This window comes from Micromonospora sp. IBHARD004 (assembly GCF_052814115.1).
In genome coordinates, this window is record NZ_CP199934.1 from 1938607 (window position 1) to 1951912 (window position 13306).

At 72.7% G+C, this 13306-nt stretch carries 12 protein-coding genes; 6 read left to right on the top strand and 6 right to left on the bottom strand.

Annotated features, from left to right (window positions below; all coding sequences use genetic code 11):
* Positions 1–106 precede the first annotated feature (106 nt).
* Positions 107–838 carry an alpha/beta fold hydrolase gene (locus ACTWO6_RS09545; RefSeq protein WP_446219281.1) on the bottom strand — a complete coding sequence of 244 codons (732 nt, stop codon included), beginning with the start codon at positions 836–838 and terminating at the stop codon, positions 107–109.
* A gap of 101 nt (positions 839–939) precedes the next feature.
* On the opposite strand from ACTWO6_RS09545, the gene ACTWO6_RS09550 reads away from it, so the two are divergent.
* The 4 genes from ACTWO6_RS09550 (at position 940) to ACTWO6_RS09565 (ending at position 5498) form a co-directional block, all read left to right on the top strand.
* A complete protein-coding gene (locus ACTWO6_RS09550; protein ID WP_446219282.1) occupies positions 940–1470 on the top strand; it encodes a PadR family transcriptional regulator in 531 nt (176 codons plus the stop codon).
* Positions 1471–1544: 74 nt separating this feature from the next.
* Complete coding sequence (locus ACTWO6_RS09555; protein WP_446219283.1) at positions 1545–3077, top strand: alpha/beta fold hydrolase; 1533 nt, start codon at positions 1545–1547, stop codon at positions 3075–3077.
* Positions 3078–3262: 185 nt separating this feature from the next.
* Complete coding sequence (locus ACTWO6_RS09560) at positions 3263–3520, top strand: hypothetical protein (RefSeq protein ID WP_446219284.1); 258 nt, start codon at positions 3263–3265, stop codon at positions 3518–3520.
* 322 nt (positions 3521–3842) lie between these two features.
* On the top strand, positions 3843–5498 hold the full coding sequence (locus tag ACTWO6_RS09565) for a PKD domain-containing protein (RefSeq protein WP_446219285.1): 1656 nt from the start codon (positions 3843–3845) through the stop codon (positions 5496–5498).
* 213 nt (positions 5499–5711) lie between these two features.
* Here ACTWO6_RS09565 and ACTWO6_RS09570 read toward each other — a convergent pair whose 3' ends face one another.
* Positions 5712–6296, bottom strand: a complete 585-nt coding sequence (locus ACTWO6_RS09570; protein ID WP_446219286.1) for a hypothetical protein — start codon at positions 6294–6296, stop codon at positions 5712–5714.
* 434 nt (positions 6297–6730) lie between these two features.
* Between ACTWO6_RS09570 and ACTWO6_RS09575 the strand changes: the two genes are divergently transcribed.
* Complete coding sequence (locus tag ACTWO6_RS09575) at positions 6731–7747, top strand: NAD-dependent epimerase/dehydratase family protein (protein ID WP_446219287.1); 1017 nt, start codon at positions 6731–6733, stop codon at positions 7745–7747.
* A gap of 3 nt (positions 7748–7750) precedes the next feature.
* Here ACTWO6_RS09575 and ACTWO6_RS09580 read toward each other — a convergent pair whose 3' ends face one another.
* Positions 7751–8725 carry an Acg family FMN-binding oxidoreductase gene (locus ACTWO6_RS09580; RefSeq protein WP_446219288.1) on the bottom strand — a complete coding sequence of 325 codons (975 nt, stop codon included), beginning with the start codon at positions 8723–8725 and terminating at the stop codon, positions 7751–7753.
* 186 nt (positions 8726–8911) lie between these two features.
* On the opposite strand from ACTWO6_RS09580, the gene ACTWO6_RS09585 reads away from it, so the two are divergent.
* Positions 8912–9550 (top strand): response regulator, encoded by a 639-nt coding sequence (locus ACTWO6_RS09585; protein ID WP_446219289.1) that lies wholly within the window; start codon positions 8912–8914, stop codon positions 9548–9550.
* A gap of 30 nt (positions 9551–9580) precedes the next feature.
* Here the strand turns inward: ACTWO6_RS09585 and ACTWO6_RS09590 are convergent, their stop codons facing one another.
* The 3 genes from ACTWO6_RS09590 to ACTWO6_RS09600 all read right to left on the bottom strand — a co-directional run bounded on the left by ACTWO6_RS09590 (position 9581) and on the right by ACTWO6_RS09600 (position 13244).
* A complete protein-coding gene (locus ACTWO6_RS09590) occupies positions 9581–11302 on the bottom strand; it encodes a GAF domain-containing protein (protein WP_446219290.1) in 1722 nt (573 codons plus the stop codon).
* A gap of 42 nt (positions 11303–11344) precedes the next feature.
* Positions 11345–12355, bottom strand: coding sequence for an Acg family FMN-binding oxidoreductase (locus tag ACTWO6_RS09595; RefSeq protein WP_446219291.1), 1011 nt, complete (start codon positions 12353–12355; stop codon positions 11345–11347).
* Between the two features lie 280 nt (positions 12356–12635).
* Entirely contained in the window at positions 12636–13244 is a 609-nt protein-coding gene (locus ACTWO6_RS09600; protein WP_446219292.1) for a DUF402 domain-containing protein, read from the bottom strand.
* Positions 13245–13306: the final 62 nt, after the last annotated feature.

Below are 13306 nucleotides of genomic sequence, written 5' to 3' on the forward strand. Positions count from 1 at the left end.
GTGGGCGGGTGACCACGTTGTCGACCCCCAGGGTCTGACCTTCACGCCGCACAGACGGCCTTGTCGGCACCCGCCCACCCCTCAACACCCCTTGTTCAGGGGTCTCCTAGTCACGGAGGTCGGCCTCTACCGCGAGGGCGAAGCCTTCCACGTTGTCGATCATGATGTTGTGGCCGCAGTCAGGAATCGCCACCACCTCGACACCCGAGGCCGCGAGCCGGTCTGCGTCGAAGCGCGGCCCGTCAGCCGCCGGGTACAGGAGCGTGCGCGGGATGGTCAGCTTGTCCAGGTGCCCGCGCACCATGGGCACGGTGCCGCGCAGCAGGTTGATGGCACTGCGGTAGAGCGCCTGTGGCCCGGCCAGTCGCATCGTGGCCGCCCACTCCGGCCCGACGAACTCCAGCGTCTCGCCCCAGCCGTGGTCGAGGAACTCCTCCTCGGTGTGATAGACGCCGATGCCGGAACTGCCCGGTCGCTTCGTGGTCGGCAGCGGGTGCACCGGATCGAGGGCGGGGTCGACGAGCACAAGCCGGCTTACCAGCTGGGGGTGGCGTGCGGCGAGGATGACCGCGACCGCGCCGCCCATGCTGTGCGCGACCACGTCGGCGTCGCTCACCGCGGCCTGCTCCAGCGCCCGGGCCAAGACGTCCGCGTGCATTTCCAGGGTGTACGGCGCATCGGCAGGTCGGTCGCTGATGCCGAAGCCCAGCATGTCGATGAGGAGCGAGCGGTGGCCGGAAAGGGCTGGATGCGCGACCGCCTGGGCGTAGTACGGCGCCGAGCTGGCTCCCAGGCCGTGGAGGTAGACGCGGGCGGGCTGGGCGCCGGGGATCTCCACCCAGCGAATGCGGGAGCCGTCAGGAGCTACTTCTGCGCTATGCATAGCGCAGAAGATATCTCGTATCCGAGGTATCCTGGCAACGGGGTATGATCTAGATCATGCTGGAACTGGCGATCCTCGGTTTCCTCTACGACGAGCGGCTCCACGGGTACGACCTCCGCAAACGCATCGCCGCCCTGACCGGACACGTGCGCCCCATCGCCGACGGCACGCTCTATCCCCTGCTCAAGCGCATGGAAGCCGCCGGGCTGCTCACCCGGGAACTCCAACCCGGCCAGGTTGCCGCACCCCGGCACATGCTGTCGCTGACCTCCGAAGGCAGAAGAGCGCTGCTCGACCGGCTCCGTGAACCCGACGAGCTGTTCATCACCGACGAGAACAGGTGGTTCACCCTGCTGGCCTTCCTGCGCCACCTCGATGACCCGGCGGCTCAGGCCGCCGTGTTGCAGCGTCGGCTTGACTTCCTCACGCAGCCAGCCAGCTTCTTCTGGGACGGCGAACGGCCACTGCGTGCCACCGACTTCGACGACCCCTTCCGACAGGGGCTGTTCACGATCGCCACCGCCACGACGCGTACCGAGCTGAAGTGGCTACGCGAGACGCTCGCGACCCTGAACCAGGTCTCATGACGCTCACGCGACAGCAGAGGCTCGCTTACCGTTCTCCTCCGTAGGACACCGTTGCTGCTGGAGGAATTCGTCGGATGTACCTCACCCAGGCGCTGCACCGAGCCGTGCAGCAGGACCCGCGTCGGGCATTGACGATCTGCGGAGAACGGGTGCGGTCGGTGTCCGAGTCCGCCGACCGGGTCGCGCGACTGGCCGCAGGACTGCGTGCGCTCGGTGTGGAACGCGGTGACCGGGTCCCGGCCGAGATCGGCTTCGCGCTGCGCGACGCGGCGCCCGCCGTGCTCATCGCAGCAGTTGCGCGACCGGCGGCGGACCGGACCGTGACCTCCGGCCACCTGCGGGACCTGGCTGCCTCGGACGAGGACCACCCCGACCTCTTCGAACGGGCTCTGCGGACCCCGGACGCCGACCGGTGGCCGTTCGACCTGGCCCGCATCCGGCTGACCTACGGCGAGCGGCTGCGGCGCACCAGGTCCCCGGCCGCCGCCCGCGAGCCTCTCACCGCCGCCCTGGAAGGCTTCGCGCAGCTGGGTGCCCGGCCCTGGATCATGCGGACGGAGAACGAGCTGCGGGCAGCCGGCCTGCAGCGCGACCGGGCGAACCCGCCGATTGCCGAAACTCTCACGCCGCAGCAGCGCCAGATCGCCCTGCTGGCCGCGTCCGGCCTGTCCAACAAGCAGATCGGCGAGCGGCTGTTCCTGTCGTCCCGCACCGTGGGATACCACCTCTACCAGATCTTCCCCAAGCTCGGCGTGACTTCTCGAGCCGCCCTGCGCGACGCGCTGACGGACCTGCCCCGGCTGGGGATGTCGAACGTCCCCCAACCGGGTGACTGGTCATTTGACAGAGGCGAGCGCCCCAGGCCCACTCCTAGCGTCATCTCCGGCTTCGACCACTCGAAAGCATTGGAGAAGACAATGAACACAGCCAGGAACGTGGTCCTCGTGCACGGCGGCTTCGTCGATGGATCCGGCTGGCAGCGGGTCTACCACCTGCTGCGCAAGGACGGCTACAACGTCCACGTCGTGCAGAACCCGACGCTCTCCCTCGAGGGCGACGCCACGGCCACGCGGCAGGTCCTCCAGCAGTTGGACGGTCCGGCCGTGCTGGTCGGCCACTCCTACGGCGGCGCGGTCATCAGCGAGGCCGGTACGCACCCCGCCGTGTCGGCGCTCGTCTACATCGCCGCGTTCGCGCCGGACAAGGGCGAGTCGGTGAACACCCTGATCGCCAACCCGCCGCCCGGGGCGCCCGTTCCGCCGATCCTGCCGCCGCAGGACGGCTTCCTGTTCCTCGACCGCGACAAGTTCCCGGCGTCGTTCGCCGGCGACCTGCCCGCCGACGAGGCGCAGTTCATGGCCGACTCGCAGGTGCCGTGGGGCGTCGACGCGCTCGGCGGCGCGGTGAGCGAGCCCGCGTGGCGCACGAAGCCCAGCTGGTACCTGGTGGCCACCGACGACCGGATGATCCCGCCGCCCGCCCAGCGGTCCATGGCGGACCGGGCCGGCTCCACCGTGGCCGAGGCGTCCGGCAGCCACTCGATCTACCTGTCGCAGCCACAGGCCGTCGCCGACCTCATCAAGCAGGCCGCGGCCGGGTCCCGCTAGGCCCGATCCCCCTCTCCCACGTCCCCCCGTCGGAGGATCACCATGTCCATCCGTAACTGGCTGCGCGCCCCTCAGCTCTCACCGGAGCCGCGGCCGTCCTCGCGGCAGCAGCGGCACTGGTCGCCTCCGCTCCCTCCGCCGATGCCACCAGCCGGACACCCAAGCCGGACCCGACGCCGACGGTCGTGCTCGTCCACGGCGGCTTCGCCGACGCCTCGTCCAGTTGGAACGTCGACCGTACGCAGGCCGCCGCCTGGCACACCATTCCCTCCTGGGGGCTGGTGGCCACCCAGGACAAGGCGATCCCCGCGGCGCTCGAGCGCTACGGGTACCAGCGTGCCGGTCCGCACACCGTCGAGGTCGCCGCATCGCACGTCGCGATGATCAGCCATCCCGACGTCGTGACCGAGCTGATCGTCGACGCCGCCAACGGCCCGACCTGAGCCAGGACGCCGGGTTCCCCGCACCCCGGCGACCGGGCCCTGGGGCCGATCCGTCCACGATGGCCGGTCCCAGGACACTCCGGCCCAGGAACTCGCCCGGCGGTGGGTGTTCGGGCCCCCCGGCCGCTCGTCGCGCGTGCCGGGCCGATCACCGGGGCCGTCTCATCAGTCGGTCCCGGCGGACCGCGACCGGCCCCCCGCCCTTGCCCACATCGGTCAATTCGCACCGCCGACGATGGCTCCCCGGATCCGCCCAACGGGCCATGGAACGGCCGTGCCACCCGTGCCAGGGTGAGGGCTCGTGGATCAGGGAGGCGATCACATGCGGTCAGGCACCGGACGACGTTGGCGGCGTACGGTCGGTCGGCTCGGCGTGACCGCCGTGCTGGCCGCGACGGGGATAGCGGTGGCGACCACGCCGGCGCACGCGACCGCCACCCGGACGGTGGCGTTCTGGAGCATGGACGAGCCGGCCGGGGCCACCGTGCTGAAGGACAGCAGCGGCAACGGCCGGGACGGCGCGGTCGGCGCCGAGGTGGTGACCGGGGCGCGGTACGGCGGGGCGACGGCCCACCGCTTCGCCACCCACCTGCCCACCGACATGGAGTACGTCCCGGGCCACGTCAACCTGGTGCCGCACAGCACCGAGTTCAACCCGGACGCGGGGGACTTCTCGTTCACCATCCGCTACCGGACGACGTACTCCTTCGGCAACATCCTGCAGAAGGGGCAGGGCAATACGGCGGGCGGTTACTGGAAGTTCGAGGCGCCCGGCGGCAAGCCGAAGTGTCTGTTCCGCGGCGGTGACGGCTCCTCGCGTACCGGCTACACCGACGTGTCGATCGCCGACGGGCAGTGGCACACGGTCACCTGCAACCGCACCTCAACCTATGTGGAGATGTACGTCGACGGGGTGCGGAAAAGCCGGCTGACCGGGCCGACCGGCACCATCGCGAACAGCTGGCAGCTCTCCATCGGCGGCAAGAGCCAGTGCGACGGCGTGAAGGTCACCTGCGACTACTTCGCCGGTGACATCGACTACGTCAAGATCCTCAAGGGGGCGGGCGGCCCGGCCAACCAACCGCCGGTCGCCGACCTCGCGCCGTCGTGCTCCGGGCTGGTCTGCACCTTCTCCGCCGCCGGCTCCACCGACGCCGACGGCGCGATCCAGGACCACCGGTGGAACTTCGGCGACGGGTCCACCGACGACACCGTCTCCGTGCCGGCCACCTCCCACACGTACGCGGCGGCCGGCACCTACCCTGTCACCCTCACCGTCACCGACGACCGGGGCGCCACCGGGACGGCGTCCGTCCAGGTCACCGTCGCGCCGGTCGCCGAGCGGATCTCCTTCGTCGGCCAGGCCACCGCGAACGCCAACTGGACCAGCCACGCCGTGGCGGTGCCGTCGGCCGTGCAGGCCGGGGACACCCTGCTGCTCTTCCTCAGCCAGAACACCCACGCCGGCACCGGGCAACCCACCGGCGTCACCGGCTGGACCCAGCTGGACCGGCTCGACGGCGGCTCCGCCACCACCACCGCCTGGTGGAAGGTCGCGGCCGCGGGGGACGCCGGATCGACGGTACGGGTGACGCTTGACGCGCAGTCCAAGGGCAACCTCATCGTCGCGGCGTACCGGGGCGTCGACGCGACGCAGCCGATCGAGGCGTACGCCCGGGCGACCGACGCGGCCAGCTCCGCCGCCCGGGTCACCCCGTACGCGGCGGTGACCGTGGCGCAGAGCTGGGGCGTGTCGTACTGGATGCACGGCGACGGCCTCTCCACCGCGCTGACCCCGCCGCCCGGGGTGCAGGTGCGCAGCAACAGCGCGCAGACCGGCGGGGGACGGGTCACCGCGCTGCTCGCCGACTCGGCGAGCACGGTGCCGGCGGGCAGCTACGGCGGCCTCACCGCGACGGGCGCCGCCGCCAGCACCACCACGACCAGCTGGACGGTCATCCTCCGGCCGTCCGCCTAGACGGGCGGTCGCCGGGTCGACACGACGTCCCCTGGTCGGGCCGGAGGTGCCACCCCCGGCCCGACCAGTAGGTCGGTCCACCGTGGACCGGGGCCGCCGCGAGCCCATGGCATCGAGGTGCTCCCCTGACCCGGTCCGGTGTGGGGGCGCGAATACGCCGCTGGCCGGCACCCCTGTCTCGGGGTGCCGGCCAGCGGCGTATTGCTCTACAGGTCAGCTGTTCCAGTGCTGGGCGACGATGTGGGCGGCCTGCTTCTCCCACTGGGCGTAGGCGTCCGGGTAGGCCGACACCTGCACCGTCTGCGCGGCCTCGGTCAGCGGCATGTCCTGCCACCCGTCGACCTGCTTCAGACCCTTCTCGAACGCCAGGGTCGCGTACTCCGGGTCGGTGATCTGCTCCGGCGTACCCCAACCCGAGCTCGGGCGCTGCTGGAACAGGCCCAGCGAGTCATGGTCGTTGGCGTCACCCAGGTGGCCCAGGTTCTCCAGCTTCGACTCCTGCAGGCTGGTGGCGATCGAGATGACCGCGGCCCGCTCCGGCAGACCCGCCTTCTTCGTCGCGGCGATGATCGCCTTCGCGTTGGCGGTCTGCTCGTCGTTCAGGGTGATCTTCGACTGGGCGCCCTGCACACCGTGCGGGATCAGCTTGCCCATGTCGGGCTTGTCGGCCTGCACGGCGGCCGGGGTCATCGCGCTGGTCGGGGTGGCGTCGTGGTGGTTCAGCGGGCCGGCGGCCAGACCACCGGCGAACGCCAGACCAGCAATACCGAGCACGCTCTTACGCAGCATCGTGTTCATGACGAAAGCTCCTTGGGGGGTTGGCGCACACCCGGTGGGGGCCGGGAGATGCGCAAGCACCGTCAGGCGCTCACAAGCAAAAAGGGGGAAGTCTCTGGTCCGACCGCGGGGCGGGGGCCTCTTCGCGGCGCCGGGACCATGTGTAACGACCGCCGGCCCGCCATCATTCCGGGGCCCGGCCATCGGCCGGGTCGAGCGGGCCAGGTGCTTCGGTCGTAACGGGATATGTAACGACGCCGACCCGGCCACGATTCCCGCCTGAGGAACCGGCCGGCCTGCTGAACCCGACACCCGGACACGTACCCCGCACCCCCGGCAGGCGCGCGCTGCCATCCACCCACGAACCGGACATTCCGCCCCTCTTCTGCCCAGGGCAGATCCGCTCACCGTGAACATCTCTCGCGGTCAACGCGGAGCCTGGGCAGGCTGGGCGCATGAGAATGCTGGTGCTGGGTGGAACGGGATTCGTCGGTGGGGCCACCGTGACCGAGGCGGTACGCCGCGGCTGGTCCGTGACGGTGTTCAACCGGGGGCTGCACGGCGACGTGCCGGCGGGCGTACAGCGGTTGCGGGGTGACCGGACGGCGCCGGGCGGCCTGGCGGCGCTGGCCGGTGGTGAGTGGGACCTGGTGGTGGACACCTGGGACGGGGCGCCCCGGGCGGTGCGGGACGCGGCGCGGGCGCTGGTCGGTTCGGTCCCGCACTACGTCTACGTCTCCAGCGGTTCCGTCTACGCCGAACCGGTGGAGCCGGGCTCGGACGAGGACGCGCCGACCGTCGCGGCGGCCGCCGACGCGGTGGAGGGCGACTACGCGCAGCTGAAGGCGGGCGGCGAGCGGGCCGCCGTGGAGGTCTTCGCGGACCGGGCGTTGCTGGCCAGGGCCGGGCTGATCCTCGGGCCGGGGGAGGACATCGGGCGGCTGCCCTGGTGGCTGGGGCGCGTCGCCCGGGGTGGCGAGGTGCTGGCGCCCGGGCCGCGCGAGCTGCCGGTGCAGTACGTCGACGTACGGGACCTGGCGACGTGGCTGCTGGACCGGGGCGCGGAGGGCGTCGGCGGGGCGTACAACGTGGTGGGTCGCACCGGGCACGCGACGATGGGTGAGCTGCTCGACGCGGCCGTCGCGGTGACCGGCTCGGACGCGGTGCTGCGCTGGACGGACCCGGAGCCCATCCTCGCCGCCGGCGTGGAGCCCTGGAACGACCTGCCGATCTGGATCCCGCTCGGCCACGAGTACCGCTGGTTGCAGGAGCGCGACGTCGAGCGGGCGTACGCGGCGGGACTGGCCTGCCGTCCGGCGGCCGAGACGGTCGCCGACACCTGGCGCTGGCTGCGGGAGGTGGGGCGGATCCCGCCGCGTGCGGGCCGACCGGCGCGGGCGGCGGTGGGCCTGGATCCGGAGCGGGAGGCGGCCCTGCTGGCCGCGGTGGCGGGCCGGGCGGCGCCGGCCTGACCGTCAGGCCGGCACCACCGGCAGGTCGAGCACCTCGTCGACGGGGCGGCGCGGGGTGGCGACGCCGGGCTGCCCGTACCCGATCCGCATCACCATCTGCGGCGTGCCGAACCGGCCGAGCGACAGCCGCAGCGCCTCCCGCGCCCCCGGCACCTCGATCGGCTGGGAGATCATCGACACGCTCAGCCCGACGTCGGTGGCGGTGAGCAGCACCCGCTGCAGGGCCTGGCCGGCGATGATCTGGTCGGTGGCGGTGTTTCCCACCGACCCGAGCACGGCGACGAGGGGCTCCGGCTCGAAGTCCCGCCCCGGCGCCCGGTTGCGCCCGCCGAAGCCGCGCTGCGGCAGCAGGTCCTGCGGTTCGCTCTGCGGGCCGCCGGCGGCTGCCGGCACCCCGTCGGGGGAGGGCTCCGAACGGATCCACGCGGTCCGCTCGGCGACGTACGCGGGGTCGCGTTCGAGCACCCGGTGGGCGCTGCGGGCGATCTCGGCGAACGCGTTGACCGCGCTGGTCCCGATTACCAGCTCCAGCCAGCACTGCTCGGCCCGGGCCGCCTCGCCGAGCTGCCAGCGGGCGTCGGCGGGGACGGGGTCGGGCCAGAACGGCGCGCGGTTGCTGAACCGGCGGCGGATCGCCCCCTGCAGGCTCTGCTCGGTCGGGGTGGGGCGGCGCGGCAGGTCCGGGACGAGCCGGGCCAGCACGTCCGGCTCCGCCGGGTACGGCCGCAGCCGGACCGTGGCCGGCGTGCCGGCGACGGCGAGCGCCAGCCTCAGGTTGAACAGGGCCGCCCCGCAGGCGATCCGGGCGCCCCAGCCGCCGGGGTCGGTGGCGGGCAGCCGGCGCAGCGGGTCGAGGGAGAGTTCGATCCCGCCGTCGCGCAGCCGGAACCGCCACGGCTGGGTGTTGTGCAGGGACGGCGCCCGGACGGCGTCGCTGGCGGCGGCCCTGAGCTGCTCGACGGTGAAGCCGGTGGTCATGGTCATGCTCCTTCCGTGGCAGCCGTGCCGCCCCCCGGTTGGTTCACTCCCACAGTCCGTCACCAGCGGCTTTGCGCGCAGGGCCGGAGGTCCCCTCCTGGTCGGGCCCCACTGCCCGGGGCGGCGCGCCACGGTAGGGACCTTCGGCCCGTGTGAAACGCGGCGGCGACCGGGTAGAAAAGACGGATGATCCGGGTGTTCCTGCTCGACGACCATGAGGTCGTCCGTCGTGGCCTTGCCGATCTGCTCCAGAGCAGCGGCGACATCGAGGTGGTCGGCGAGTCCTCCTCCGCCCAGGAGGCGGCCCGCCGCATCCCCGCGCTCCGCCCCGACGTGGCGATCCTCGACGCCCGGCTGCCCGACGGCAACGGCATCGACGTGTGTCGGGACGTCCGGGCCGTGGACTCCTCGATCAAGGGGCTGATCCTCACCTCGTACGAGGACGACGAGGCGCTCTTCGCGGCGATCATGGCCGGCGCCGCCGGGTACGTGCTCAAGCAGATCCGCGGCACCGACCTGGTGGACGCGGTGCGCCGGGTGGCGGCCGGGCAGTCGCTGCTCGACCCGGCGATCACCACCCGGGTGCTGGAGCGGATCCGCAACGGCGTCGAGCAGCCCCGCGAGCTGAAGACCCTCACCGAGCAGGAGCGGCGGATCCTGGAGTACGTGGCCGAGGGGCTCACCAACCGGGAGATCGCCGGCAAGATGTTCCTGGCCGAGAAGACGGTCAAGAACTACGTCTCCAGCGTGCTGGCCAAGCTCGGCCTGGAACGGCGTACCCAGGCCGCGGTGCTCGCCACCCGGCTGCTCGGCAAGACCCACTGACCCGGCCTCGCCCCCGCCGGGGCGCCCGGATCAGTCGCGCAGCGGGACGCTCCAGCGCACCTCGGTCCCGTGCGGGATCACCCGGCTGAGCTGGAAGTCGCCGCCGAGGCGTTCGGCCCGTTCGCGGAGGTTGACCAGGCCGCTGCGGGCCGCCTCCGGGTCGCAGCCGACGCCGTCGTCGGTGACCGTCACGCTGACCCAGCCGGCGTCGACCTTGACCGCCACCGTCACATGGGCGGCGTGCGCGTGGCGTACCGCGTTGGAGAGCGCCTCGCGGAGCACGGCGGTGAGTTCGGGGCGCAGCGCGTCCGGGACGGCGCTGTCGATCGGGCCGGTCAGCTCCAGGCCGGGCCGGTAGCCGAGGGACTCGGCGGCCACCTCGATCGCCTCGCGGATCTCGGTGCGCAGCGCCGCGCTCATCGGGGTGCGCAGCTCGAAGATGGTCCGGCGGATGTCCCGGATGGTGGCGTCCAGGTCGTCGACGGCTGAGTTGATCCGCTTGGCCACCTCGGGCCGGGCGTTCATCGCGCCGCTCTGCAACTGCAGGCCGGTGGCGAAGAGCCGCTGGATCACCACGTCGTGCAGGTCCCGGGCGATCCGCTCGCGGTCCTCGAGGACCACCAGCAGCTCCCGTTCCTCCTGGCCGCGGGCCCGCTCCATGGCCAGCGCCGCCTGGCCGGCGAAGCTGCCCAGCAGCGCGACGTCGTCCTCGGTGGCGCGGGCGCTGTCCGGCCGGTGCGCGATCACCAGCACGCCGTGCAGGGTGTCCGCCGCCGCGAGCGGGGAGACCACCGCCGGGCCGGCGATCACCGGCGTGGGCCAGGGCGCGGCCTGCGCGAGGTCGTCCAGCAGGGTGTGCCGGCGCTCGGTGACCTCCGCCGCGAAGCTCGTCTCCGCCGCCGGCAGCACCGCGCCGACCAGCTCCCGGGCCTGATCGTCGGCTCCGTCGACGACCTCGACGGTGAACTGGCTCTCGTCCTCGTCGTAGAGCAGCACCAGCGCCAGCTCCGCCTCGGCGACCTCGCGGGCGCGGCGGGCCACCAGGGTCAGCGCGTCGGTGCGCCGGACCTCGCCGAGCAGCACCGAGGTGATCTCGGCGGTCGCGGCCAGCCAGCGTTCCCGCCGGTGGGCCAGGGCGTAGAGGCGAGCGTTCTCGATCGCCACGCCGGCCGCGGCGGCGAGCGCCACCACGATCTCCTCGTCATCCTCGGTGAACTCCGCCGCGCCCTGCTTCTCGGCCAGGTAGAGGTTGCCGAAGACGTGCTCGCGGATGCGGACCGGCACACCGAGGAAGCTGTGCATCGGCGGGTGGTGCGGCGGGAAGCCGTACGACTTGGGATGCTGGGTGATGTCCGGCATCCGCACCGGGCGTGGCTCGTCGATGAGCAGGCCGAGCACGCCCCGACCGTGCGGCAGGTCGCCGATCTTGGCGTGCAGCTCGTCGTCGATCCCGTGGATGATGAAGTCGTGCAGCAGCCGGTCTGGGCCGATCACGCCGAGCGCGCCGTAGCGGGCGCCGACCAGCTCGCACGCCGACTGCACGATCCGCTGCAGGGTGCTGCGCAGGTCGAGGTCGGAGCCGATGCCGACCACCGCGTCGAGCAGGGCGCGTAGCCGCTCCCGGCTGGCCACCACGTCCCCGACCCGGTCCAGCATCTCCTGGAGCAGCTCGTCGAGGCGGACCCGGGACAGCGGGCTCAGGCCCAGCGACGGCGTCACGTGCTCGTGCCGGGGATTCGGTGCACTGGCCATCCGGCGATGCTATCGCCCCATGATCGTGCGGGACGAGCCCCGTTACGACAGCTGGTCGCGCACCTCCGACGTGTCGACGGTCTGCGCGGTGTCGAGCCGCGGGGTGTGCGGCGGCCCGGCGTGCGTGGGGTCCGCGATCCCCAGCCGCAGCGCGATGTACGGGAAGCCGAGGCCGGAGAGCAGCTGCCGCAGCACCTGTCGGGTCCCCTCGACCTCGACCACCCCGCTCAGCGGCACCAGCGAGACCCCGAGCCGGGTGGCGGTCAGCCAGGCGGCGGAGAGCCCCTCGCCGGCCCGTAGCCAGCTGTCCGGTTCGTCCTCGGCGCCCCAGAGGATCCCGTAGGCGGCGGCGCGGTCGTGCCCCGGGCCGACCGGCAGGCTGCCGGGGCGCCCGAAGTCGCGGGCCGGGACGGTGGTCCGCGGCGCCTGCTCGGGCAGCACCTCGGGCGGCAGTCCGGCGCCGGTGCCGGCCCGGCTGGTCCAGTACGCCAGCTCCTCGCGTAGCTGCGGGTCCTCCGCCGCCACCGCGGCGGCGTGCTGCGCGGCGGTGGCCAACTGGAGTTTCTGGTCGTCGTCGAGCACCTGCAGGTTGACGCCCTCCCGGGTGGCGGCCCGGTCGATCTCGCTGAGGGCCGCCGCCGGCACCGGCTCCTCGCTGACCGGTCGGCGGTCGGTGTGCCGGACCTGCATGCACTGCACCATGTGCATCGCGTCCGGGTCGGCCCCGGTGTGCCGGAACCCGGTCAACCGGGCCAGCAGGTCCGGCTGGGCGGGGTCGGGCAGGCGCTCCACCACCGGCGTCCAGCCCTCGGCGGCGAGCGCCACCCGGGCGTGGTGCAGCGCGGTGCCGCAGCTGATCGCCAGCAGCCGTCCCTCCGGGTCGGTGGCGGTGAGCTGGCGGTCCCGGACCACCCGCAGCTCCAGCGAGTCGGGCAGGACCTTCCAGCGCCACGGCTGGGTGTTGTGCACCGAGGGCGCGTGGCTCGCCGTTCCGGCGGCCTCCGCGAGGGCGGTGGTCAGCGGGCGGTCCGTGGCCGGCGTCTGGTGGCTCATCGTCACGACCTTTCGGTTTCTTCCCATCGTGCCGCACCCCGCCGGGGCGGGGGCGGGGTTGCCGCTTCATCCTCGGCCATCGGGCGCCCGGTGGCACGGGTACGCAGGCCCCCCGCCGCCGGGCCCTTCGTCCCGCCGCGATACCCGCCCTGTCAGGCGGCTGGTCGACCGGGTCGGCGGGCACCTGGCCCATTAGGGCGGGCACCTGGCCCATTAGGAGGACTACTTGTCGCTCAGCCCGGCGGAAGGCCGGCCGGGCGACGGTCGATGATCCGCGCCCTCAGCCGAGGTCCGCCGGTAGTCGGAGTGGCGGCCAGTGCCCGTCCGGCCGGAAGTCGGTCCAGGTGCCGTCGAACGGGAACTCGCCCGCCTCAATCAGCTTGACGAGCCGGTCGCCTTCGGCGCGCACCACGGCGGCGGTCGCCTCGTCGAAGTAGAGCGGATGCCCGATGCGTTCGTCGAACTCGTCGGTGTCCTTCCACTCCCACTGCCGGTCGGGCGTCACGACGATGTCGAGGATGAGGTCGTTGGTGTCCACCCCGTCCGGCCGCCGGACGTACGGCTCCTCCAGGTTGACGTACCAGCCGGCGAAGACACCGGCACGGAAGAACCACCAGACCGAGTGGGCCGCCCCCGGCGGCATGAGCACCAGGACGTCGTACTCCCGCCAGGTGAGGCCGGTCAGCTTCGGGTCCCGCATCCGGTCGACGGTGATCTCGTGCTGGGTGTTGCCGTCGGCGTCGACGAGCCGGGCGAAGTCGCTGCCGACGGGGTGCCAGAGCAGCAGCCCCCGCTCGTCGTCGGCCAGCACCCGCATCGGCTGCGCCCAGGTGCACCACGGCCCCCGGAGGTATCTGCGGATGATCACTTGTCCCGGCTCGAACACCATCGCCGCAGGGTATCGGAGCTTGATCGAGCACGCCGTACCCGAGATCGACCCCGCCGACCGCC

Coding starts and splice junctions, on each gene's coding strand:
- ACTWO6_RS09550 (WP_446219282.1), top strand. CDS start 940: ATGCTGGAACTGGCGATCCTCGGTTTCCTCTACGACGAGCGGCTCCAC.
- ACTWO6_RS09555 (WP_446219283.1), top strand. CDS start 1,545: ATGTACCTCACCCAGGCGCTGCACCGAGCCGTGCAGCAGGACCCGCGT.
- ACTWO6_RS09565 (WP_446219285.1), top strand. CDS start 3,843: ATGCGGTCAGGCACCGGACGACGTTGGCGGCGTACGGTCGGTCGGCTC.
- ACTWO6_RS09570 (WP_446219286.1), bottom strand. CDS start 6,296: ATGAACACGATGCTGCGTAAGAGCGTGCTCGGTATTGCTGGTCTGGCG.
- ACTWO6_RS09575 (WP_446219287.1), top strand. CDS start 6,731: ATGAGAATGCTGGTGCTGGGTGGAACGGGATTCGTCGGTGGGGCCACC.
- ACTWO6_RS09580 (WP_446219288.1), bottom strand. CDS start 8,725: ATGACCACCGGCTTCACCGTCGAGCAGCTCAGGGCCGCCGCCAGCGAC.
- ACTWO6_RS09585 (WP_446219289.1), top strand. CDS start 8,912: ATGATCCGGGTGTTCCTGCTCGACGACCATGAGGTCGTCCGTCGTGGC.
- ACTWO6_RS09590 (WP_446219290.1), bottom strand. CDS start 11,302: ATGGCCAGTGCACCGAATCCCCGGCACGAGCACGTGACGCCGTCGCTG.
- ACTWO6_RS09595 (WP_446219291.1), bottom strand. CDS start 12,355: ATGAGCCACCAGACGCCGGCCACGGACCGCCCGCTGACCACCGCCCTC.
- ACTWO6_RS09600 (WP_446219292.1), bottom strand. CDS start 13,244: ATGGTGTTCGAGCCGGGACAAGTGATCATCCGCAGATACCTCCGGGGG.